19 protein-coding genes are annotated in these 20,499 nt (G+C 45.8%); 10 read left to right on the plus strand and 9 right to left on the minus strand.

Going from position 1 to position 20,499, the window contains the following annotated elements:
• Nucleotides 1–36: 36 nt before the first annotated feature.
• On the minus strand, nucleotides 37–1,434 hold the full coding sequence (locus tag A8C56_RS13675; protein ID WP_067757043.1) for a sigma-54-dependent transcriptional regulator: 1,398 nt from the start codon (nucleotides 1,432–1,434) through the stop codon (nucleotides 37–39).
• Nucleotides 1,435–1,500: 66 nt separating this feature from the next.
• Between A8C56_RS13675 and A8C56_RS13680 the strand changes: the two genes are divergently transcribed.
• Nucleotides 1,501–1,971: a response regulator gene (locus tag A8C56_RS13680; protein ID WP_245645468.1), complete on the plus strand. Its 471-nt coding sequence runs from the start codon at nucleotides 1,501–1,503 to the stop codon at nucleotides 1,969–1,971.
• A 7-nt stretch (nucleotides 1,972–1,978) separates the two neighbouring features.
• On the opposite strand, the gene A8C56_RS13685 is transcribed toward A8C56_RS13680, so the two are convergent.
• Nucleotides 1,979–3,373 (minus strand): ATP-binding protein, encoded by a 1,395-nt coding sequence (locus A8C56_RS13685; RefSeq protein ID WP_067757046.1) that lies wholly within the window; start codon nucleotides 3,371–3,373, stop codon nucleotides 1,979–1,981.
• A 370-nt stretch (nucleotides 3,374–3,743) separates the two neighbouring features.
• On the opposite strand from A8C56_RS13685, the gene A8C56_RS13690 reads away from it, so the two are divergent.
• The 3 genes from A8C56_RS13690 to A8C56_RS13700 are packed head-to-tail and all read left to right on the plus strand — an operon-like array spanning nucleotide 3,744 to nucleotide 7,432.
• A complete protein-coding gene (locus tag A8C56_RS13690; RefSeq protein ID WP_067757049.1) occupies nucleotides 3,744–5,468 on the plus strand; it encodes a carbamoyltransferase family protein in 1,725 nt (574 codons plus the stop codon).
• 6 nt (nucleotides 5,469–5,474) lie between these two features.
• Nucleotides 5,475–6,455, plus strand: a complete 981-nt coding sequence (locus A8C56_RS13695; protein ID WP_067757053.1) for a glycosyltransferase family 2 protein — start codon at nucleotides 5,475–5,477, stop codon at nucleotides 6,453–6,455.
• 2 nt (nucleotides 6,456–6,457) lie between these two features.
• Complete coding sequence (locus tag A8C56_RS13700) at nucleotides 6,458–7,432, plus strand: glycosyltransferase family 9 protein (RefSeq protein ID WP_067757056.1); 975 nt, start codon at nucleotides 6,458–6,460, stop codon at nucleotides 7,430–7,432.
• Here A8C56_RS13700 and A8C56_RS13705 read toward each other — a convergent pair.
• Genes A8C56_RS13705 through A8C56_RS13725 form a run of 5 tightly spaced genes read right to left on the minus strand, consistent with a single transcriptional unit; the run spans nucleotide 7,375 to nucleotide 12,786 of the window.
• Nucleotides 7,375–8,478, minus strand: coding sequence for a glycosyltransferase family 9 protein (locus tag A8C56_RS13705; protein WP_067757058.1), 1,104 nt, complete (start codon nucleotides 8,476–8,478; stop codon nucleotides 7,375–7,377). The genes A8C56_RS13700 and A8C56_RS13705 overlap by 58 nt on opposite strands.
• 1 nt (nucleotide 8,479) lies before the next feature.
• Entirely contained in the window at nucleotides 8,480–9,964 is a 1,485-nt protein-coding gene (rfaE2, locus tag A8C56_RS13710; RefSeq protein WP_067757061.1) for a D-glycero-beta-D-manno-heptose 1-phosphate adenylyltransferase, read from the minus strand.
• Nucleotides 9,927–10,514 (minus strand): D-glycero-alpha-D-manno-heptose-1,7-bisphosphate 7-phosphatase, encoded by a 588-nt coding sequence (locus A8C56_RS13715; RefSeq protein WP_067757064.1) that lies wholly within the window; start codon nucleotides 10,512–10,514, stop codon nucleotides 9,927–9,929. Before A8C56_RS13715 ends, rfaE2 begins: the two co-directional genes overlap by 38 nt.
• Before the next feature lie 21 nt (nucleotides 10,515–10,535).
• On the minus strand, nucleotides 10,536–11,789 hold the full coding sequence (locus A8C56_RS13720; protein ID WP_067757067.1) for a glycosyltransferase: 1,254 nt from the start codon (nucleotides 11,787–11,789) through the stop codon (nucleotides 10,536–10,538).
• A gap of 10 nt (nucleotides 11,790–11,799) precedes the next feature.
• Complete coding sequence (locus A8C56_RS13725; RefSeq protein ID WP_067757070.1) at nucleotides 11,800–12,786, minus strand: glycosyltransferase family 4 protein; 987 nt, start codon at nucleotides 12,784–12,786, stop codon at nucleotides 11,800–11,802.
• Nucleotides 12,787–13,045: 259 nt separating this feature from the next.
• Here A8C56_RS13725 and A8C56_RS13730 point away from each other — a divergent pair, with 259 nt between their 5' ends.
• Nucleotides 13,046–13,741, plus strand: a complete 696-nt coding sequence (locus tag A8C56_RS13730) for a hypothetical protein (protein WP_084490206.1) — start codon at nucleotides 13,046–13,048, stop codon at nucleotides 13,739–13,741.
• A gap of 103 nt (nucleotides 13,742–13,844) precedes the next feature.
• Entirely contained in the window at nucleotides 13,845–14,042 is a 198-nt protein-coding gene (locus A8C56_RS13735; protein WP_067757073.1) for a DUF6496 domain-containing protein, read from the plus strand.
• A 155-nt stretch (nucleotides 14,043–14,197) separates the two neighbouring features.
• On the opposite strand, the gene A8C56_RS13740 is transcribed toward A8C56_RS13735, so the two are convergent.
• Nucleotides 14,198–14,686, minus strand: a complete 489-nt coding sequence (locus tag A8C56_RS13740) for a CinA family protein (protein WP_067757076.1) — start codon at nucleotides 14,684–14,686, stop codon at nucleotides 14,198–14,200.
• A gap of 249 nt (nucleotides 14,687–14,935) precedes the next feature.
• On the opposite strand from A8C56_RS13740, the gene A8C56_RS13745 reads away from it, so the two are divergent.
• Nucleotides 14,936–15,511: a YciE/YciF ferroxidase family protein gene (locus A8C56_RS13745; protein ID WP_067757079.1), complete on the plus strand. Its 576-nt coding sequence runs from the start codon at nucleotides 14,936–14,938 to the stop codon at nucleotides 15,509–15,511.
• A 140-nt stretch (nucleotides 15,512–15,651) separates the two neighbouring features.
• Here the strand turns inward: A8C56_RS13745 and A8C56_RS24685 are convergent, their stop codons facing one another.
• Nucleotides 15,652–15,810, minus strand: coding sequence for a hypothetical protein (locus A8C56_RS24685; protein WP_169818783.1), 159 nt, complete (start codon nucleotides 15,808–15,810; stop codon nucleotides 15,652–15,654).
• A 144-nt stretch (nucleotides 15,811–15,954) separates the two neighbouring features.
• Between A8C56_RS24685 and A8C56_RS13750 the strand changes: the two genes are divergently transcribed.
• The 3 genes from A8C56_RS13750 (at nucleotide 15,955) to A8C56_RS13760 (ending at nucleotide 20,496) form a co-directional block, all read left to right on the plus strand.
• A complete protein-coding gene (locus tag A8C56_RS13750; protein ID WP_067757082.1) occupies nucleotides 15,955–16,419 on the plus strand; it encodes a DUF2383 domain-containing protein in 465 nt (154 codons plus the stop codon).
• Nucleotides 16,420–16,748: 329 nt separating this feature from the next.
• The gene (cphA, locus tag A8C56_RS13755; RefSeq protein ID WP_067757085.1) at nucleotides 16,749–19,445 is read left to right on the plus strand and encodes a cyanophycin synthetase; all 2,697 of its coding nucleotides are present in this window, start codon (nucleotides 16,749–16,751) and stop codon (nucleotides 19,443–19,445) included.
• Nucleotides 19,446–19,452: 7 nt separating this feature from the next.
• Nucleotides 19,453–20,496: a DNA topoisomerase IB gene (locus A8C56_RS13760; RefSeq protein WP_067757087.1), complete on the plus strand. Its 1,044-nt coding sequence runs from the start codon at nucleotides 19,453–19,455 to the stop codon at nucleotides 20,494–20,496.
• The last annotated feature ends 3 nt before the right edge of the window (nucleotides 20,497–20,499 follow it).

The raw sequence follows: 20,499 nt of genomic DNA on the forward strand, positions 1-20,499 counted from the left end.
ATAAACAAGCACAATGAGTGGGCCTGGCATACCTGTTCAATTTACCCCCTGGAACTGTTTTAATTTATTATACAGGGTTTTCCGGTCTATATTTAACATTTCGGCTGCCTTTTTCTTATTAAAGTTTACTCTTTGCAGAACGTTCATAATAGCCTGGTATTCTGCCCTGCCGGCTACGTCTTTCAGCAGGTCCTGTGTAGGTGATACTGCGGACGCCATAGGTGCCGGATCCTGCGTTAAAACATTATCAGGCACAGGAGTATGGGTAATGATTTCAGGTAGCAGCGTTTCTTCAGTAATGGTACCGCCAGGAGGGGTCAGCAGCACAGCCCTGCGAACGGCATTGCGCAACTCACGCAGGTTGCCCGGCCAGTCGTATCTCTGAAAGGCAGCAAATACATGTTCAGAAAAACCGTTTATCTTTTTTTCACTTTCTTCACAGCATTTTTTCAGGAAAAATGTTGCCAGAGGCCGGATTTCATCAGGTCGGTCGCGTAAGGCTGGCAGGTGAATGGCAAACTCATTAAGCCGGTGATAAAGGTCTTCCCTGAATTTTCCTTTCTGGCACGCAGCTTTAAGATTTTCATTGGATGCCACTATGATCCGTACATCTGAACCTATTTCCCTGTTTCCTCCAACCCGCTTGAATTTCCGTTCCTGGATGATCCGGAGCAGGATGGCCTGGATATCTGACGACAGGTTTGCTATCTCGTCCAGGAAAAGTGTGCCGCCGTTTGCCATTTCAAAATGCCCTTCTTTATCCTGTAATGCTCCTGTAAAAGCACCTTTTACATGACCAAAGAGCTCACTGCCGGCCAGCTCCCTGGAAAGCGTGCCACAATCAATAGCCACAAAGGGCTGTTTTGAGCGTTTGCTGTTCTGGTGTATGGTACGTGCTATCACCTCTTTTCCCGTGCCACTTTCTCCATATAAAACAACACTGTAATTGGTAGGTGCCACTACATTAACCTGTTGATAAAGATCTGCTGTTGCATCGGAGGTGCCGATATAATAATCCTGCTCAAACAGGATGGCTTCATTTTGAGGAAGAGCTGCCTGTTCTCCTGAATACTCCCGGTTCAGCATTTTTTTAAGAATCTCCAGTACTTCTTCAGGAACCAGCGGCTTAGGTATATAATCAAAAGCGCCCAGGCGGGTTACTTCTATGGCAGGTCTTATATCAGAATAACCGGTAATGATCAAAATAGCCACCTTGCTGTTGATCTGTTTTAATTCTCTTATCAGTTGTATACCGTCCATATCTCCCAGCCTGTAATCTGCAATTACTGCATCAAAATCACCGGTTTTATATTTGGCAATACCTTTATTACCGGAGAAAGCAGTTTCAGTAACATATCCTTTTTTAAAAAGATATCTCGAAAGAAGATGACATAAATCCACATCATCGTCTATAATGAGGAGCTTATTGGGCATATTTTACTTTTTTTTAGTATACCCAATTTACCGCGTAAATCATGCCGATTTTTCATTTTATCAACAATGTGGATTAAAAAATATTATTTTGGCAAAATAATTGTCGATCTTATTAGAGTGAACAGTCGTTTTTATGCATATAATTCCGTATCCGCATCGCCTGAACTTTTGTTTAAAACACTGATTATTGATGACGAAGATGATATGTATTTCCTGCTGCGCAACATTCTGAGGCAGCGCAAGATCGAAGCGTTATGGGCAGGTTCTATAAGTGATGCACTGGATACGCTGCAACGGGAACCGGATATCTTTTTAATTTTTCTTGATAACCGTTTGCCTGATGGCCTGGGGTATCAGCACATTCAGCAGTTTAAGGCTATTTCCCCTGCTTCTATTGTTATGATAACTGCCTATGATACCAGCTACGACAGAAAAATGGCAAAGGATTACGGGGCCGATGATTTTATCGGAAAGCCTTTTACCAAGGACTCAATATTAACAATAGTAGACCGGATCATCTCATCCCGCGCTTTATAAAACAATGCTATACAAGATTCAGGGCTACTGTAAATGTAGTGCCCATTCCCTGCTGGCTGTCTACCTTTATCGTACCCTTATGATTCAGGATGATGTTTTGTGCATTGGTAAGGCCCAGCCCGTTCCCTTTTTTCTTTAATGTAAAATATGGTTCAAAAAGATTTTGCAGTGTGTGCTCATCCATACCTTTACCATTATCACTGATTTCAATAACACATTTGTCTGCTTCCTTTCTGGTAGCAAGCGTCAGAACGCCTTCTGCACCGTTCATAGCTTCTATAGCATTTACAATAATGTTTAAAAAAGCAAGCCGGATCCGTTCTTTATCCACCATTACGTCGCAGAGATCATTGGAATAATTTTTTACAACACGTATTTTTCTTAATAATACCCGGTCCTTAGCCATAAAAAGACTTTCATCCAGAATTTTGTTAATGTCTTCTTTCTGTTTGTCCAGTTGCATGAACTTGGTAGCGTTCAACAGATCGGAAACCATCTGGCTGATCCGCACAGAGTTCCTGCTAATGATCTTAATTAAAGACTGAGCATCCTCATCTTTTTCAAGACAGGCCACGTCCCGAAGTTGCTCGGTTGCAAGGGATATATTGGTAAGCGGGTTCCTGACTTCATGCGCTACAACCCTTGCCACTCGGCCAATGGTAGCTAACTTTTCAATCCCCTTCAATTCATTCAGCGCGGTATTTTTTTCGCTCAGTTCCTTAATATTACTTTCAAGCTCCTCCCGGTACTGATTGGCAATATTGTTGGCCTTTTTTTTCTGTTTATACTGGCTGTTAAAGGTAATGACAGCATATATTATGGCTATTGCTGCCATGCACAGGGACAGTATGGTCATAGCAGCTGTACTTGTATAAAAATTATTGAGTTTTGACATCCTTTTTTTCATAAGCTGCTCTTCCTGCACGGTCATCACCTGTATTTGCCGGTAAATACTATCGGTCTGCGCCAGTTTCGCGGGCCCTACTGCAGAATTCTCCAGCTTTACGGATGCCTTCTGATGCAGCCTGATAGCTGTTGAAAGCTCAGAAAGGCGCTGATCTGTCATTATCTTTAACCGGGATTCATTTGCCGATTGTACAGGGTCTGTTCTGGTGAGTTTTTTTATTTCAGCATGCAGCATTGCTATGGAATTGCGGGCATCATAAAAGCCGTTCAGGAATTGAGGCAGCCCATTAATAATATATCCCCGTACGTTGGATTCCGCCGTGCCTATCATCATTTTTACATCCCCGATCTTGTTGATCAATGTATAATTATCCACGATCCAGTTCTTCTCCTGTTGCAGTCTCCGGTTGGTAGAAAGGATAAGGATATAGGAAACCAACAGCAACAATGATGATAGTGCATATCCAAGTCTGATCTTATTTAAAGACAATACCATAAATAAAGTGTTTTTAACCGGTATGGACTAATGAGGGACGGGGGTATACACCCGTACCGGACGTTAACTTTTGAAAAAGAAGAGTTTTTTGCCGGATTAATTTTATTGAAAAGCAATATCAGAATCCGGCAATATCCGGCGCGCTTACAAAAGCGCTTTTGATAAAAGTAATCTATTTTTTTAACAATCGCCGTATGCCGGATGGAAGTTTTTATAAACCCCTCTGAATCTTAACAGTTTACAGTTTTTGTGGAAATAATTCCACACAATCAACAGCATTCCGGACTGTTTATCCCTGTTTGGGCTGCCGGCACCGGGCATTTACAGATGGCGGATTATTTGTTGCTATAACAGAAACAAATCAATTTTTATGTACACTCTTGGAATTAATGCGGCTTTTCACGATAGTGCTGCGTGCATGGTAAAAGACGGAGCACTGGTTGCAGCAGCAGAAGAAGAACGGTTCACACAGATCAAACACGGTAAGCGCCCCATTCCCTTCTCCGCTTACGAGCTGCCTTATAATGCCATTGCCTATTGTTTGCAGGCAGCCGGCATTCATCTGAATGATGTGGATCATTTTTCTTATTCATTTGACCCGGCGCTGATGGCCGGTTATCCTGCCATTACTTCCAGCGAGATCCGGCTGCCGCTCACAACCCGCGCCGGTTACAGGGAAAACAGCGAAGCATCGCCCTGGGAATCCTTGTTCCTGTCCTATATCATCAATGCACCGGCACACCTTATTGATGGCTATCCGCATCATTTACAAAAAGATTATCATAACAGCACCATCAGGCCGGGACGCTGGCATTTTATTGACCATCACCTGTCGCACGCTGCAAGTGCCTTCTTACCTTCTCCCTTTACGGAAGCGGCCATACTTACTATTGACGGGAGAGGTGAGACCGCCACCACTACATTTAATGCAGGTACGGACACTGACATTCAGCGGATCAAACAGGTAGACCTCCCTCATTCCCTGGGCCTGTTGTACGAACGGGTCACCACTCACCTCGGCTTTCTTCATTCATCTGATGAATACCGTGTAATGGCATTAGCATCTTATGGGAAGCCCCGGTTTGTAAATGATTTCAGGGAAATGATCACCCTGCATAAAGATGGTACCTATACAATCAGCCAGGAAGACTTTGATCAGCGGTTCGGTGCCGCCCGGAAAAGAGGCGCATCTTTTACCGCACATCATTTTGACATTGCCCGCTCTGCGCAGATAGTGCTGCAGGAAGCTGCGCTTGAACTGGCCGGCTGGCTAAAGAAAGAAACAGGCATGGAGCATCTTTGCCTGGCAGGTGGTGTAGCGCTGAACTGTGTGCTCAATGCCCACATCAGGGATTCCGGAATGTTCAGGGACATCTGGATACAGCCAGCCGCCGGCGATGCGGGAACGGCTTTGGGCGCGGCTTTATGGACAGACGCGCAGCTAAATAACGGACATTCATCACGTGGTTTTAAGATGGAGCATGCTTTCTGGGGGCCGGGGTATACAGATGAAGAGATCGAGGAATTCTTAAAATGGACAAAGACTCCCTATAAAAAAATGCAGCATGTAGCAAAGGAAACAGCAGAGCTTCTGGCGCAGGACCATATCATTGGCTGGTTCCAGGGACGTATGGAATTTGGTCCGAGAGCGCTTGGCGGCCGTTCTATACTGGCTTCGCCAATAGCGCCTCATATGCAGGCACGCCTGAATGAGCTGAAAGACCGTGAAGATTTCAGGCCTGTAGCACCTGTGGTGCTGGAAGAACAGGCAGCTGCCTGGTTTGAAGCGGCCCACCCCTCTCCTTTTATGTTGTTTACACACCAGGTACGGGAGGATAAAAAAAATAAAATACCGGCAGTCTGCCACATTGATGGTTCTGCAAGAATACAAACAGTTAAGCGCGAGCAGCATCCGCGTTATTATGAAACGATCCGGGAATTTGAAACACTAACAGGAGTACCGGTATTGGTGAACACTTCTTTCAATTCTTTGGGCAAACCCATTGTCTGTACACCGCGCGATGCCCTCGAATGCTTCTGGACCACGCCCTTTGATGATCTTATTATTGGCGATTGCCATGTTAGTAAATTATAATGCATTATGTACACACTTATTTCTGTTGTTATTCCAACCTTTCAGCGGTCAGCGCTTCTTGGCAGGTGCCTGCAGGCGTTATCGCGCCAAACGCTTCATAAAAACTGGTTTGAAGTAATGGTTGTAAGCGATGGCCCGGATACAACCACCGCCGCCCTGGTAAACAGATTTAAACAATCGACCGATCTCCCAATCGAATACAGGGCGCTGCCGCATAAGGCAGGCCCCGCAGCAGCCCGTAATACCGGGTGGATCAATGCCTGCGGCAAATACATTGCATTTACCGATGATGATTGTGTTCCTGATCCTTTATGGCTGGAAACGCTGCTGAAAGCCTTTGAAAACGGTAAAGGCCAGGCTTTCTATGGTAAAGTAAAGGTGCCGGTTACCAACCCGCCCACAGACTATGAATGGAACACCCGGCAATTGGAAAAGCCGCAGTTTATAACAGCAAATGCAGCCTGCACAAAAGCCGCTTTGTGGACTACCGGTGGATTTGATGAACGCTTTCGCATAGCCTGGAGAGAAGACAGTGATCTGGAATTTGCCTTGCGCAAGGAAGGTATCTCCCCCCGGTTTCTTCCGGAGGCACTGGTGGTGCATCCTGTAAGACCTGCCCAATGGGGCATTAGCATAGCAGAACAAAAAAAAGCACTTTACAATGCGTTGCTTTACAAAAAACACCCGTTGTATTACAAAAAATATATACGGCAGTTTGTTCCACCGGCTTATTATACAATGGCATTTGCCGCAGTGCTTGCCGGCCTATTCTTTTTATTAAGAATAAACGGGATCGCATTTGTTTTCCTGCTGGTATGGGCAACCGGCTTCACCGCATTTGTTCTGAAAAGGCTCCGGCATACCAAACACGCTGCCGGCCATGTTTTAGAAATGATCTGCACCTCCGCCTGTATTCCTTTTTCCTCCATTTACTGGAACTGGCTGGGGCGCTGTAAATTCAGAAATAACTGTTTACAACAAGGTTAGCAATGAACATTGCAATTTTCAGAGTATTGAAACTGGGTGACCTGCTTTGCACCGTCCCTGCTTTCCGGGCATTGAGAAATGCCTTTCCCAGGGCACATATTATATTGCTGGGCATGACCTGGGCGGCTTCTTTTGTAAAAAGATTCAACAGCTATATTGATGAGTTCATGTACTTTCCGGGCTATCCCGGATTGCCGGAGCAGGATGCGGCACCCTCCGCCATCCGGGATTTTTTTAACCGTATCCGGAAAAAAAGGATCGACCTGTTGCTGCAAATGCAGGGCAACGGATCTGTTGTAAACGAACTCCTGGAACAGTTTCATCCCGCGCTGCTTGCCGGCTTCTGCCTTCCGGGCGATGTAAGGGAACAGCAAAGAACCTTCCTGGCTTATCCCGCTCATCTGCATGAGATTCACCGCCTCATTGCATTGCTGCAACAGCTTTCCATTCCTGATGCAGGCAACGAGCTGGAGTTCCCGCTTACCCCGGAAGACTTCAGGGCCTTTGAACAGATAAAAAGCAGTCATTCTTTAAAAAATTATCTCTGTATCCATCCCGGATCAGCCGCTGCCAGCCGCCAGTGGCCCCCGCTCCATTTTGCGCACATAGCAGATCATTTTGCAGCGCTTGGCTATACCATAGTTCTGACCGGCAGTGCTGAAGAGAAAAAACTTGCTACACATGTATCTGACCTGATGCACCATGCAGCAACCAACCTGGCAGGTGAAACAACATTGGGCAGCCTGGGTGTATTGTTAAGCAGAGCGCAGGGGTTGATCACAAACTGTACCGGTGTTTCGCATATGGCGGCTGCGCTTAAAGTGCGGAGCGTTGTAATCAGCATGGATGGCGAACCCTACCGCTGGGCGCCTCTAAATGTTCAGTTACATTATACGATTGACTGGACAACTACTGCCGACTACTCCGCTGTAGTTGCGGAAGCGGAACGGCTCTTTTCAGCATCCAGCAGTCTTTGAGCCGCCGCAACCACATTTTCTGCAGAAACCGGCGCCCCGTTCCATTGATAGTGCCGGTGCATAAACTGAAGCAGCTCATTGCTGCTTCTGAGGTTATCCGGCACGTCAAAGAACAAAACGGCAGCGGCCACCATCCACGGCAAATGCTGAGGGTTTGTTTTTGCATAAAGTGCTATTACAGGCGTCTGAACCGCGGCTGCAATGTGCAGCGGCAGGGAATTGATACTGATGAGCAGGCTACTGTTGCTAACCAGGGTGATAAACGCGCCCAGGGTGAGCCGGCCTGCTATATTAAAACAGCGCGGTCCTATCTGCTGCTGTATGAAGGCCGCCTCCTCTGCATCCTCTTCATTCCCTGTAAGCAGCAAGGGTTTGTTAATGTGCTGAACTAAAGCCCTGCCTATAGCCACCCATTTTGTTACCGGCAGTCTGCGTTTGGGATCCCGGGTTCCCGCATGCAGCAGGCAGCACCCTTCCCCGGCAGGAACTCCGCTTTCAGCGATCTCTTTCATACAGCCGGGGGCATACTGCCTGCCGGTTTGCAGCAATAATCTTTTGTTGCGCGTATACGCCCCGATTGAAGCAACCAAATCAAGATCCCGCTCTACCTGATGTTTATCCATTATTCTGAGCGGCTCCGGATCCGGTACCCAATGGGTTAATAAGCGGTATGGATTTTCCCGGCAATAGGCCAGGCGTACAGGGATGCCTGCCATATAAGCCAGCATGGCCGAAGGAAGCGGGTTCTGGCTGCTCACCGTAAAGATCACTGCAAGATCAAAACAACCGGCCCTTAACTGCTGCGCCAGGCCGGTGAGGGCATCTTCATCACCACTGTGCTGTACCCAGGGAACATCAGATAAAAGCACTTCATCGATCTCGGGAATAAAAGAAGCAATCGCCCCTCCCTGCCGGGAAGTCAGTAGGGTAATAGCTGCTCCATAGGTTTCTTTTAATGCCCTGATGGCCGGAGCGCTCATCAGCACATCGCCCATGTTATCCAGGCGGATGCACAGTATCTTCCGGATCAATTCAGGCGCCATCATATCAGGATACGGTCTTAAGGGCCAGTGAAGGATTGATCTTATGGATCATACCTGAGGTGGAACAGCCGGGCATTAACGGCAGGATATGAACGCTTCCTCCGTTTTTCCTTACCAGCTCTGCCTCGGGCAGCTCTTTTGCTGCATAATTGCCGCCTTTTACATAAATATCCGGGCGGAGCAAGGTGATCAGCTCTGTTGCGGTATCATCTTCCCTGTTTCCAAAAGGAACAATATGGGTAACACATTCCAGCGCGGCCAGCACCGTTTTTCTGTCAGCAAGCGGGTTAATGGGCCGGTGAGCGCCCTTCAGCCTCCGCACGCTTTCATCAAAGTTAAGCCCTACGATCAACACATCTCCCAGCGCCCGCGCCTGTGAAAGAAAACTGATATGCCCCCGGTGGAGAATGTCAAAACAGCCATTGGTAAAAACAATTTTTTTGCCCATGGACCGGTATACGGAGCCTATAGCTGCTATTTGCGCCGGATCTGAAATATACCGGGTGTGCAATGATAAAAAAGCATTCAATTCAGGTGCTGTGCAGGAGCAGGTACATCCGGTTTTCATCATTCCAACTGCGGCAGCTGTGGTAGCAATATCTGCTGCCTGTTGTTCCGTGCACTCAGAAAGCACCGCCAGCACAAATGCGCTGAAAAACACATCGCCGGCTCCTACTACATTAGGATGTTCCAGCCGGAAAGGAGCACAATGGCCCGCCTGTTCTCCTTTCCTGAAAATAACAGCCCCGTCAGCATCTGCCGTTAAAGCAAGCAGCTGCGCATTTGTGATCTCATATAAACGCTTGCCCAACCGGAGCATCTGTTCTATACGCCCTTTACTCCTGAAAGGAATGTTCAGCAGTTCCACTGCTTCACTGTAATTGGGCTTAACAAATGATGGTGCAAGCGCGCTGAACAATTGCAGTCTTTTGGAATCGACTGCCACATAGCTGCAGTATTGTTGTTTTAATTGTTTTAAAACAGCTATGATCGTTTCTGTAAGAATGCCCTTATCGTAATCAGAAACAACCACGGCGTCATGATTCCTGAACTCACTGGTTAAAACAGCCTTAAGCCATCCGGTTGTTTTTGCTGACACAGGAGCGGATGTGCCCTGGTCATAGCGCGCAAGCAGTTGCCGGGCGCTTATGACCCTTGTTTTTACGATAGTGCTCCGTTCCGGATCCCTTAGCACATGAAGATGGAGGTGCTGTTCTTCCATCATTTTAATCACCTTTTCTGCGGCGGCATCATCCCCTGTTACGCTGCAATAGGTAACCTGCGCTCCAAGAGCTGAAAAATTAAGCGCTACATTGGCACTGCCGCCCAGTGTGTACCGGCTGTTGGTTACATCCACTACCGGTATGGGGCCTTCCGGGCATAAACGCTCTGTTTCGCCCTGTATATAATGATCCAGGATCAGGTCGCCGACCACCAGAATCTTCCATTGTTTAAATTGTTCTGTTATCTTGCTGGGTAAGTTGTTCATATACTACGTTTTTAAGAATAACGGCCGTTGCTTCAAACAAATCCGGCACTGAAAAATCCGGTATACGGTATGGCCCGGTCTTCCATTCGGTTTCCCCGCCGTTGTCTAAAAGTATCGTCCGGCAGCCCGCCCGCTTACCGGCTTCCACGTCATCCAGTATATCTCCCACCATCCAGGATTGCTCCAGGTCAATCCCTTCCGCTGCTGCGGCTGCCAAAAGCATCCCCGGTAACGGTTTGCGGCAGTTGCATTCAACATTATAGGGAACCACAAGCCCTGCCGGGCTATGAGGACAGTAAGAAATACGATCAAATGAAACAGCGGCGGCCTTTTCAATAGCTTCCATAACTGTTAGGAAGTCTGCCTCCGAATAATAGCCCAGCGCAATTCCCGGCTGATTGGTAACCAGTATGATCTTATACCCACAGGCGCTTATTAATTTTATAAAAAAATCGGCACCCTTACCCAACTCCACCCTGTCCGGGTTTACATTGTAAGGAATGTTCTTTATAAACGTTCCGTCTTTATCTATAAATACCGCCCGATGCATGGATCCGTAAAAATTTTAGTATTAAACCACCTGTTTTATTCCAAAATCTGCAACGCTTCTTATTTCTTCATAGACCGCAGCCATTTTACCGGCAATGCCCTGCCAAGTGAACAGGGTTTGCACCCTGCTGAGTCCGTTACGGCCCAGCTGTCTTAAATATTCAGGCCGTTTGCTGAGATAAAGAATACTGTCTGCAAGTGCTACAGGATCTTCAGGAGCTACCAGCAGGCCGGTTGCTCCTTCTTTAACGCTGTAAGTAATGCCGCCTACGCCTGATCCAATAACCGGCGTCTGGCAGGCCATTGCTTCCAATGGTGTAATGCCGAAAGGTTCGTACCAGGGCGTTGTAATAAAAATATCAGCGGCCGAATAATAATATTTTAATTCCTGCTGTTCTTTTTTTCCTGCAAAAGAAACGCGATCTGCTATGCCCAGTAGTTTACAAAGATCCTGCAGCCGGGCCAGTTCCGGCTGTCCGGCAACATCCTGCGGATCCCCTCCTACTATAATCAACCTGAACGGCAGGTCTTTTTTACATAAAATATCAAGCGACCGGATCACATTTTCTATTCCTTTTCTTGGAACCATCCTGCCCAGCTGTAAAAGTGTAAAATCTTCTTTGGGTATATTTATATGTGCCCTTGCCTCTTGCTGAGGGATGCGGTAAAACTGGGCTGTATTTACCCCACAGGGTATCACGCTTATTTTTCTTTCAGGAGCACTATAAAATCTGGTCAGATCTTCTTTATCCTGCGGGCATTCTGCTATTACCCTGTCAGCAAAGCGGATGGCATCTGTTTCTATCTGTATGCGTTCAGCAGGAAAACGGTCATTGCTTCCCTGAAAAAGCCGCCGTATATGCCCCAGGGCATGGAAGGTGACCACAAACGGAATACCCATGATCATTTTTACTTCCATTGCTACCAGCGCAGACATAAAAAAATGGGCATGGATCAGCTCATAGTTTTGTCCTGTATTGCGGATAAAATCAATAAGATGCCGCCGGAAGTCTGCCATGTAAGGCAGCAGGTTCTCCTTTTCAATATACCGCCTGGGGCCGGCCTCAATATGGACCACCCGTATCCCCGGGCTGCAACAGACAACCTGTGGCAACTGCTCATTTTCCCATCTTGTAAAAATATCCACCTGATATTGCAAACGGGCCAACTCCTTGGCCAACTCCGTTACGTATACATTCTGACCGCCGGCATCCGTTCCGCCAGGTGTTGCCAGCGGGGAAGCATGCTCACTTATAAATGCAATTCTCTTTTCCATAAAATAAAATTTAACTGTATGAAAAGGCCCGTTGAGGAGCGCCGTTCTTTGCTATTGCTTTTTCAAAGACTTTTGCCCACCGGCTTAAGAACGGCTCTAAGGCAAACAGTTCCCGGGCAGTTTCCCTGCCTGCAGCGCCTATCTTTTTTGCCAAAGCAGGATCTTTTAAAAGACAGCCCATTTTTTCTTTCAGATATTCGATATCTGTATGAATAAATCCGTTTTTACCGTTCTCAATAACCGTAACCAGTTCGGTAGTGGCCAATCCTACAACCGGAACGCCATGCATCATTGCTTCGCAAACCGCCAGTGCCAGGCTGGTATGCCGCACCGGGTGAAAAAGAAAACGGTAATTGCTTCTAAACAGCGGCAGCCGCGGATGCAATATTTCGCCAATCGCACTCCTTCCATTGCCCATTCCTGCAAGATCCAGTGGTATAACCTGCCGTACCTCCCTGTATACATCCCAACCCAGCGTCCGGCCCCTGTCTTCAAGATGATTGATGACCACCAGTCCTTTTGGAAGCATGCCCTTATAGGGTATATTAAAATCCAGCACACCATGAGGAATTACCGTAACCGGCGTTTGATTATTATTCCACATCAGTTTGTTAAAATGGGTCACATGCACCAGCAATATTTCCGGGTCATCTACCCAATGCAATGTGTTTACTGCAGATTCATGCGGTGTATTGTGCTCCAGAAAAATCCTGGGCAGTTTTCTTTGTTCCGATGAAAGTATCTCATACTGGTCCTTTAAATAATTACGGGCCGACTGGAATAATACCACATCGAATTCAAGATTCCTAACTTCTGCAGCGGGTATTTCATGCACATTAGATCCAAACGGAAAGGTATTACCCCGGCCGCAGTATCCTTCTTCTGCCATTTGCTTAACAGGAATATATAGTTCAAAAGGACCCTGCGACAGGTAAAAAAGGTAGGAACCATGCACATGCCAGGTAAAAATCCGGTATCTGTTTGTTTTTGTAGTCATCCGGGAAACGTTTTTACTTTATTTCCCAAACATGAAGCCATTTCATTTTTAACAGTTATCTATAGCAGATAGCACATGGAATGTTGCTTTTTCTGCCCACATCTGCAGCCGGTGTTCCTTTTTTTCCTCGGTCGGCGCACCTTGCAAAACAATTGCAATAACAGAACCGGTTTACACCGTAAGACAATTACAAACAAGTATTTTTCACCTTATTACTGTAAGGCAACATTTTTGATGCGCTAACAATAAAGAAAAAATCATGTCAGCAACAGTAATAAAACAGGCATCCCCAAAAAAGGTACAGACGGATAAAGCCCGTAATGACTACAACGCCTTTAAAGAGTTCAAAGGAAAAATTTACACCGGTATGCAGGTAGGAAGAAGCCATAAATGGAATTATGATAAAGGCATATGGCAGGAACGGAAGGCAACTCCGGATCAATGGGACATTACTTATTCAGTTACCAAACGGCGTGCGGGCAAAGCACCGGAAGGTTCGGGTGTGCCGGTAGGCACGGGATACCATTGGTTCATTTTATCGCATCAGTTTGTGCATAAGCTAAACGCCAACGACTACAGCACAGCTATGACCGGAATAAAACTAAAGATCGCCCATAAGCGGGCTGACAAGGATAAATGGAACATTTCTGAAGCGGCCAAACGGAAGCTGCTGATAAAACTATTAAAAGAATTTATTATAAGCCTGGAAAAAGAACCTGAAAAGACCGAAGTGATTCCCCTTAATTTTACTTTCCAGTCTAAAGTATATAAAGGCAGGGCAGTACCCATGCTCACAACCTGTGCTAATGGCATCTGCCAGGATCTGGATATTACTTTGAATGACCAGCATTTTGGTATTATACGGTGCACGAAGAATGGATGGCGCATGACCAACATAAAGCCCCAGCAACTTGTAAATACCATTGGTGAACAGATAGCACTCTGGTATGAATAAAGTTTTGCCGGGGTGCACAATACCTGGCTTAGGGAACGCTTCGTTATTAAAACCATACAATAACCGGCAGGTCTTTTGAAGAGGCTATTAAAAAATAAACAGTATGACAACGCATTCAAAAAAATCAGGAAACAAGGTAGAGAAAACAATGCGCGAAATGAAAAAAGGCACGCTCAAAAGCGGCAGCGGTAAAAAAGTAACCAGCCATAAGCAGGCAATTGCCATTGGTCTTTCGGAAGCCCGGAAGGAAGGTGCCAAGGTGCCTGAAAAGGCCGCTTCTAAAAAGAAGGCCAAGGCATAATACCGGTAGCAGCGGTGGTGCAGCGTTTATTGTTTATTATTGTTTAATGAAACCGGAAAGATAGCACAAGGCCATTCTGCAAATACCATAGCGCCTGCTGCATAATACAGCTCTAGAAAAAGCCGGGTTCTTGTAACCGGCAATTTCAATACGGGTTACTTTGGAGCCCCCAGCGCATCGATCAATAGTTTTGCAGTATAGACAATTGCCCGGAGCATGATTTTTTCCGGTGATCCGGAGAATACAGATCTTCCTGAAAAAAGCACAGATCCATTCTTTATTCCACAGACAAACATTGTACCCACGGGTTTTTCAGGCGTTTCGCTTCCACCGGGTGCAGTTAAACCGGTAACCCCTACGTGAATATCAGCCGGTATCAGCGGTATCAACCCCCTGGTTATAGCAGCGGTTACCTCAGCAGATTCGGGTGTGTATTTTTTTACCAGCCGGTCTGGCACTTTTAATACCTTTTCTTTAAGAGTGGCATCATAACACACAAAGCTGCCTTTAAGAAAAGCGCCTGCATCCGGCAGCAAAGAAAATTCAGCAGCAAGCCGCCCGGCTGTGGCGCTTTCTGCAAAAGCTATGGTCAGTTTTTTTTCCAGCAGTAATTTTCCACATTGTGTGAGATACCGGTTTATCATAAACTTAAAATTTAAATACTGTTTCCATACCTGATACTATTTGGCTTGATTTTTTCGTAATCGTTATAAGAGGTGCTTACACTGCACAAATCAAAAGGCCGGGAACGTAAGGTTGCAAAGCAATATACAAATTATACGTATTCTTAAACCTTCTGCTCTTTGCGCTCTTTTCCACTATCAGGATCAAAGAAAAAATACATTTCATACAACCCCTTATAAACATATTTCCAACTTCAAAAAACAGAAATCATGACACAAACAAAACCAGGAAGATCAATGACTTCAGAAAAAAATGCTACAGGCAGCAGTGCAAAAATAACTCCTGAAATGAAAAACAGTGAGTTTCACCGGTTTTTTGTAGACGAATTAAAAGACATTTACTGGGCGGAACAGCATTTGGCAAAAGCGCTGCCTAAAATGCAAAAAGCCAGCAGCAGCAAGGACCTCGCAGCTGCATTTGAAAAACATACAAAAGAAACAGAAATGCATGCCACTACACTTGAAAAAGTTTTTGAGCTTTTAGAGGAAAAAGCGGCTGCAAAAAAATGTGATGCCATGAAGGGATTGCTGGAAGAAGCAGATACTATTATATCCGATACAGAAAGCGAAAGTTTTACCCGTGACGCAGGGCTGATACTGGCAGCACAAAAAGTAGAACATTATGAAATTGCCACATACGGTACTTTGTGCGCCTTTGCCCGGCAAATGGGTCATAGTGAAGCAGCCAAATTACTACAACAGACGCTGGATAATGAAAAAAACACTGATGCCACACTGACAAAAATTGCAGAGAGCTTTGTAAATGAAGAGGCAGTGGCAGAATAAGCCGGCATAGTTTGGGTTCTATATTTCAAAAAAAACCGTTTGTCAGCAGGCAAATGGTTTTTTATTGTTAGGACCGGTGGGTAAAAAACACCATCAATTGTAGAAAAATTTCTACAGCAGCATTCCTTATTTCCTCTGCATTATTTTCCGGGTTTCTTCTTTTTAGTTTTATTTTCCGGCTCAAAAGCTTTTTCCAGCTTTTGCATAGGAGTGGATACAGGGCCTTTCATTTCATCCTGCGGATCCGTTTTATGCAACGTTTCCGGATCGGGTTTTACTTTATTTTTCTTATTTTTCATAATCCAGGTATTCAATTTCTATTATTATAACCGCAAAACAATGCCAATAAGCCTGTTTGCAGCAGCGCCTTCAGCCTTTGCAACTTTGGCGTAATCCTTGAAAATTTTATACAATTGACCGTTTTACCTTTAAAAGATAGTTCTATGCATCCTACAGACAATACCATCCAGGAAACGGAGGCACTGAATGACCTGTTACAGATCAATATGGATAAAATAACGCTTTACGAAAAATTAAAACGCTATTGCGCCGGCTGCTATCTGGCGGAAATTATTGAGGAGCTGATTCAACAAAGCCGTTCTTTCGTCGAAGTTCTTCGCTCCTGTATACCGGAAACAGCCTATAATAACCCCGGGGTCCTTAGCCATACCATATACCGGCTCTGGAATGATCTGCGTGCATTATATTCTGTTAATGAAACCCTGGGGCTGCTGGCAGCGCTGGAATACAACGAGGATGCAACCATAAGGGCGTATGAAATTGTATTGTCGGACCTTTTTCAAAATGATGCGCTGTGCAGCCTGCTCAAACATCAGAAAGAGCTGTTACTTAACAATCAGAAAACCATCAGGCTCCTGCAGTTGCCCGGCAAAACACCAGACCAATAGCCGGGCCGGGGCCATAAAAAGACCTGACTGTTGATTTTTTTGCGCACTTAATCCATCCTGCTGTTACTCTTTTTCTTCATATTAAAGGTTGGAGCAGCTGTTGCGGCAGTATTTCCGGCCGGGGCAGCGCTCACAAATATTGGTGCTTTTATTGTTATACTAAGGTAGTTGTAGCACCATTATAAAATAAAGCCTCATGATCAGTAAACAACCCATCAACAGCACTTAAAAGAGCCCTGCCATGCTCTTTATAATTGCAGTTGCCCTGTTGTTGGCAAGTTTACTGTATGCACCTATGGAATGCCCGCTCAAACATTTAAAATAAAAAGATGGAAATACAAATAATTGATACAAAAGTGTTGACTGGCCCCAACTATTGGTCTGTTAAACACAGCCGGCTGATCCAGATGAAGATGGACCTGGGAGCCTATGAATATAAGCCCACGAACCAGTTGCCTGGTTTTAAAGAGCGGCTCGTGCAACTGTTGCCGGGGCTATTTAAGCACCGATGTTCGCCCGGATACGAAGGCGGTTTTTTAGAAAGAATGACAGAAGGCACCTGGCTGGGTCATGTTATAGAACATGTAGCCCTGGAATTACAAAGCCTTTCTGGTATGGATGTGGCATTTGGGAGAACGCGTTCAGTCATCAATAACCCGGGCATATATCATGTTGTATTTGCTTATACAACTCCCAAGGCCGGGATATATGCCGGCCAGGCAGCAGTTGAGATAGTGCAGGCTGTAGCGTTGAATAAAGATTGTTTACTTGTCAAGCACCTGCACACCTTAAAAAAAATAGCTGCGGAAGAAAAATGGGGCCCCAGCACTAACGCAATTGCAGAGGAAGCTACCAAAAGAAATATACCTGTTACCCGGCTTAACAAGGGTTCTTTAATTATGTTGGGACAGGGTATAAAAAGAAAAATGATCTGGGCCGCTGTTGCAGACAATACAAGTGGCGTAAGTATTGATATTGCCGGCAATAAGCAACTTACAAAAGAACTTTTAATGGCGGCCGGCATCCCCGTGCCCAAAGGATCCACTGTAAAAAGTAGTGCCGGAATTACGGCTGCAGTAAGGTCCGTTGGCCTGCCCGTAACCATAAAGCCGGTAAGCGCCAACCAGGGAAAAGGGGTTACTACCCGTCTTTATTGCTGGCAAAGCATTCTTGAGGCTTTTGAGAATGCCCGGAAATACGCGGAAGAAACAATGATAGAGCAACACATAGAAGGCTATGATTACCGGCTTTTAATTGTTAACTTTAAACTGATTGCTGCATCCCTGCGGCTGCCGGCAAGCGTTACCGGCAACGGGCGCTCCACCATACAGGAACTTATAGATGAAAAAAACAAACATCCCTGGAGGGGGACTGGGCATAGTCTGCCCCTTACCCTTATTGAAACAGATGAAGAAACACATAGGCTGCTGCAATCACAGCAACTTACTTTTCAAACTGTATTGCCCCCGGGGAAAGCGCTGCAGTTAAAAAACGCTGCAAACCTGTCCAAGGGAGGCTCGGCGATTGATGTAACAGACCTGGTACATCCTGATAACAGGAAAATAGCTGAACAGGCGGCCCGTTTACTGAACCTGAATATTTGTGGCGTGGATATTATTTCAAAAGACATCAGCGTTCCTTTTTATGAAAATAACGCCGCGATACTTGAGCTGAATGCATCCCCGGGTTTGCGCATGCACCTGTTTCCATCGGAAGGCCAGCCGCGGAACGTGGCAAAACCAATCGTTGACCTGTTGTTCAAACCGGGTGATAATGGCCGTATACCGATTGTGGCAATAACAGGCACCAACGGAAAAACCACTACCACCAAGCTAACAGCGCATATTATGACGCAGGCAGGGCGCCGCACAGGCCATACCACAACCGATGGCATTTATATAAACGGGGAAAAAATAATGAAGGGAGATTGTAGTGGCCCCCGCAGCGCAGGTGTTGTACTAAAGGACCCAACGGTTGAATGGGCCATCTTTGAATGTGCCAGGGGCGGCATTTTAAGAGAAGGGCTCGGCTTTGACAATAGCGCCATCAGCATTGTTACCAACATTGCAAATGATCATTTAGGCATTGATGACATTCATACTATGGAACAAATGGCCCGGGTAAAACAGGTGGTACCCTTAAGCACCTGCCCGGAAGGATATGCTGTACTGAATGCCGATGACCCGTTTGTATATGCAATGAAAGCAGCAATAAGCTGCAATATTGCTTTATTTTCAACCAATGGTTTTACAGAAGCGCTTGCTGCGCACAGTCTGAACGGAGGCCTGGTTGCTTTTACTGAAAACCAGCACCTGCTGGTAAAAGAAGGCAGCGAAGTAAAAATAGCTGTTGCGTTAAGTGATATTCCGCTTACAGAAAATGGTTCTATGAAATTTATGATCCAGAACGTGCTTGGTGCCACTCTTGCTGTTTTTATTTCGGGCATCGGGGCAACTCAGATCATTAACGGCCTGCGCACATTTTTGCCGGGTCCCGAACAGAACCCGGGCAGGATGAATCACTTTACTATAGGAAAGGCCCATGTCATTATTGATTACGTCCATAACATTCCGGGTATTGAGGCGGTGCATGAATACCTGGCGCAGACTTCTTTTTCCAGGAAAACAGGAATCATATCGGCAACAGGCGACCGAAAAGAGGAAGACATTATAGCATTTGGCCGATGGGCAGCAAAAACCTTTGACTTCATCATCATAAATGAGCAGCATGTAAGCCGTGGCCGCTCCAATGCTGCGCTGACTGCATTGCTTTATAAAGGAATTAAAAGGGAAATGCCCGCGTTGCCGGTAGCCACCGTTTACGGTGAAGCTCCTGCCCTGGAATACGCTCTTAATAATGCCTGTGCCGGTGAACTGATCTTTGCCGCAATAGATAATATTGAATCTGTAATCCAGTTCATAAATACCCTGCAGGCGCAAAGTGCAGCCTCCTCATTTGCCAAACAACCACAGCTCTATTCATTATCCATACCTGAAAGCATTGCTCCAATTGAATTATTAAAGTAAACAGATAATGGCGCTTTTCAAACAATTGGAGCAGGTGCCCTGTAATACAGCAGGTAACAGCAAACATTCGCAGCTGGTATATATTGCCTACAGGGAGCAGGGGATCAGGCGCATAAAAAAGAACAATGCCTTCATTTATACCCAAAACGGCAGGGTAGTAAAAAACAAAAAAACACTTTCCAGGATCCGGGGGCTGGCAATACCTCCTGCATGGACAAACGTATGGATCAGCGATAAAGAAAACGGGCATCTTCAATGTACGGGTGTTGATACTATGGGCAGAACACAATACAGATACCATTCCTTATGGAATACTTTGCAGAAAGAAACAAAATTTCACCGCCTGCTGCAATTTGGCAGGGCGCTGGGCCGGATCCGGAAAAAGGCAGATACCCATCTTTCCGGGCACAGGCTAAGCAGGCAAAAAATACTGGCTACCGTAGTCAGCACGCTCGACAAAACCGGGCTGAGGCTGGGCAATACTTTTTATGAAAAGCTTTATGGCTCTTTTGGCTTATCAACATTACAAAACAGGCATACGCGAATCAATGGCAATAAAGTCACCTTCAGCTTTAAAGGCAAAAAAGGGATTTATCAGCACGTTTCAATAAAGAGCCGGCGGCTTGCCCGGGTTATTGGTCAATGCAAAGAAATTCCCGGAAAGGAATTATTCCAGTACATTGACGAATCCGGCGGGCGGCACCCTATAAAAAGCGAAGACGTAAATGCTTATATCAGAAAAATTTCCGGAGGTGATTTTACCAGTAAGGATTTCAGAACATGGACAGGTACTGTAAGCTGCATCCGGCATCTTTTGGAAAAGGGACCGGCTAAAACAAAAAGTGAAGTAAAAGAAAATATTATATCCGCACTGGAAGAAGTATCCCAAACGCTTGGAAACACAAGAACTGTATGTAAAAAGCATTATGTGCATCCCCTTATCTTGAACCTGTATGAAACCGGAGATTTATTCCGGTATGCCTCCCATAAGCCTGACCAGGAGGACGACCCGGAATCCGTGCTGCTGCAGCTCCTTGCTAAAGAAACATAACCC

Origin of the sequence: Niabella ginsenosidivorans (assembly GCF_001654455.1) — a bacterium.
Lineage (GTDB): Bacteria > Bacteroidota > Bacteroidia > Chitinophagales > Chitinophagaceae > Niabella > Niabella ginsenosidivorans.

What these genes read in the sequence shown, in the direction of transcription:
- A8C56_RS13685 (WP_067757046.1), bottom strand. Translation starts at nt 3,373, where the DNA reads ATGGTATTGTCTTTAAATAAGATCAGACTTGGATATGCACTATCATCA.
- A8C56_RS13760 (WP_067757087.1), top strand. Translation starts at nt 19,453, where the DNA reads ATGGCGCTTTTCAAACAATTGGAGCAGGTGCCCTGTAATACAGCAGGT.
- A8C56_RS24685 (WP_169818783.1), bottom strand. Translation starts at nt 15,810, where the DNA reads ATGAAAAATAAGAAAAATAAAGTAAAACCCGATCCGGAAACGTTGCAT.
- A8C56_RS13695 (WP_067757053.1), top strand. Translation starts at nt 5,475, where the DNA reads ATGTACACACTTATTTCTGTTGTTATTCCAACCTTTCAGCGGTCAGCG.
- A8C56_RS13740 (WP_067757076.1), bottom strand. Translation starts at nt 14,686, where the DNA reads ATGATAAACCGGTATCTCACACAATGTGGAAAATTACTGCTGGAAAAA.
- rfaE2 (WP_067757061.1), bottom strand. Translation starts at nt 9,964, where the DNA reads ATGAACAACTTACCCAGCAAGATAACAGAACAATTTAAACAATGGAAG.
- A8C56_RS13745 (WP_067757079.1), top strand. Translation starts at nt 14,936, where the DNA reads ATGACACAAACAAAACCAGGAAGATCAATGACTTCAGAAAAAAATGCT.
- A8C56_RS13730 (WP_084490206.1), top strand. Translation starts at nt 13,046, where the DNA reads ATGTCAGCAACAGTAATAAAACAGGCATCCCCAAAAAAGGTACAGACG.
- A8C56_RS13720 (WP_067757067.1), bottom strand. Translation starts at nt 11,789, where the DNA reads ATGGAAAAGAGAATTGCATTTATAAGTGAGCATGCTTCCCCGCTGGCA.
- cphA (WP_067757085.1), top strand. Translation starts at nt 16,749, where the DNA reads ATGGAAATACAAATAATTGATACAAAAGTGTTGACTGGCCCCAACTAT.
- A8C56_RS13675 (WP_067757043.1), bottom strand. Translation starts at nt 1,434, where the DNA reads ATGCCCAATAAGCTCCTCATTATAGACGATGATGTGGATTTATGTCAT.
- A8C56_RS13700 (WP_067757056.1), top strand. Translation starts at nt 6,458, where the DNA reads ATGAACATTGCAATTTTCAGAGTATTGAAACTGGGTGACCTGCTTTGC.
- A8C56_RS13735 (WP_067757073.1), top strand. Translation starts at nt 13,845, where the DNA reads ATGACAACGCATTCAAAAAAATCAGGAAACAAGGTAGAGAAAACAATG.
- A8C56_RS13690 (WP_067757049.1), top strand. Translation starts at nt 3,744, where the DNA reads ATGTACACTCTTGGAATTAATGCGGCTTTTCACGATAGTGCTGCGTGC.
- A8C56_RS13705 (WP_067757058.1), bottom strand. Translation starts at nt 8,478, where the DNA reads ATGATGGCGCCTGAATTGATCCGGAAGATACTGTGCATCCGCCTGGAT.
- A8C56_RS13725 (WP_067757070.1), bottom strand. Translation starts at nt 12,786, where the DNA reads ATGACTACAAAAACAAACAGATACCGGATTTTTACCTGGCATGTGCAT.
- A8C56_RS13680 (WP_245645468.1), top strand. Translation starts at nt 1,501, where the DNA reads ATGTGGATTAAAAAATATTATTTTGGCAAAATAATTGTCGATCTTATT.
- A8C56_RS13750 (WP_067757082.1), top strand. Translation starts at nt 15,955, where the DNA reads ATGCATCCTACAGACAATACCATCCAGGAAACGGAGGCACTGAATGAC.
- A8C56_RS13715 (WP_067757064.1), bottom strand. Translation starts at nt 10,514, where the DNA reads ATGCATCGGGCGGTATTTATAGATAAAGACGGAACGTTTATAAAGAAC.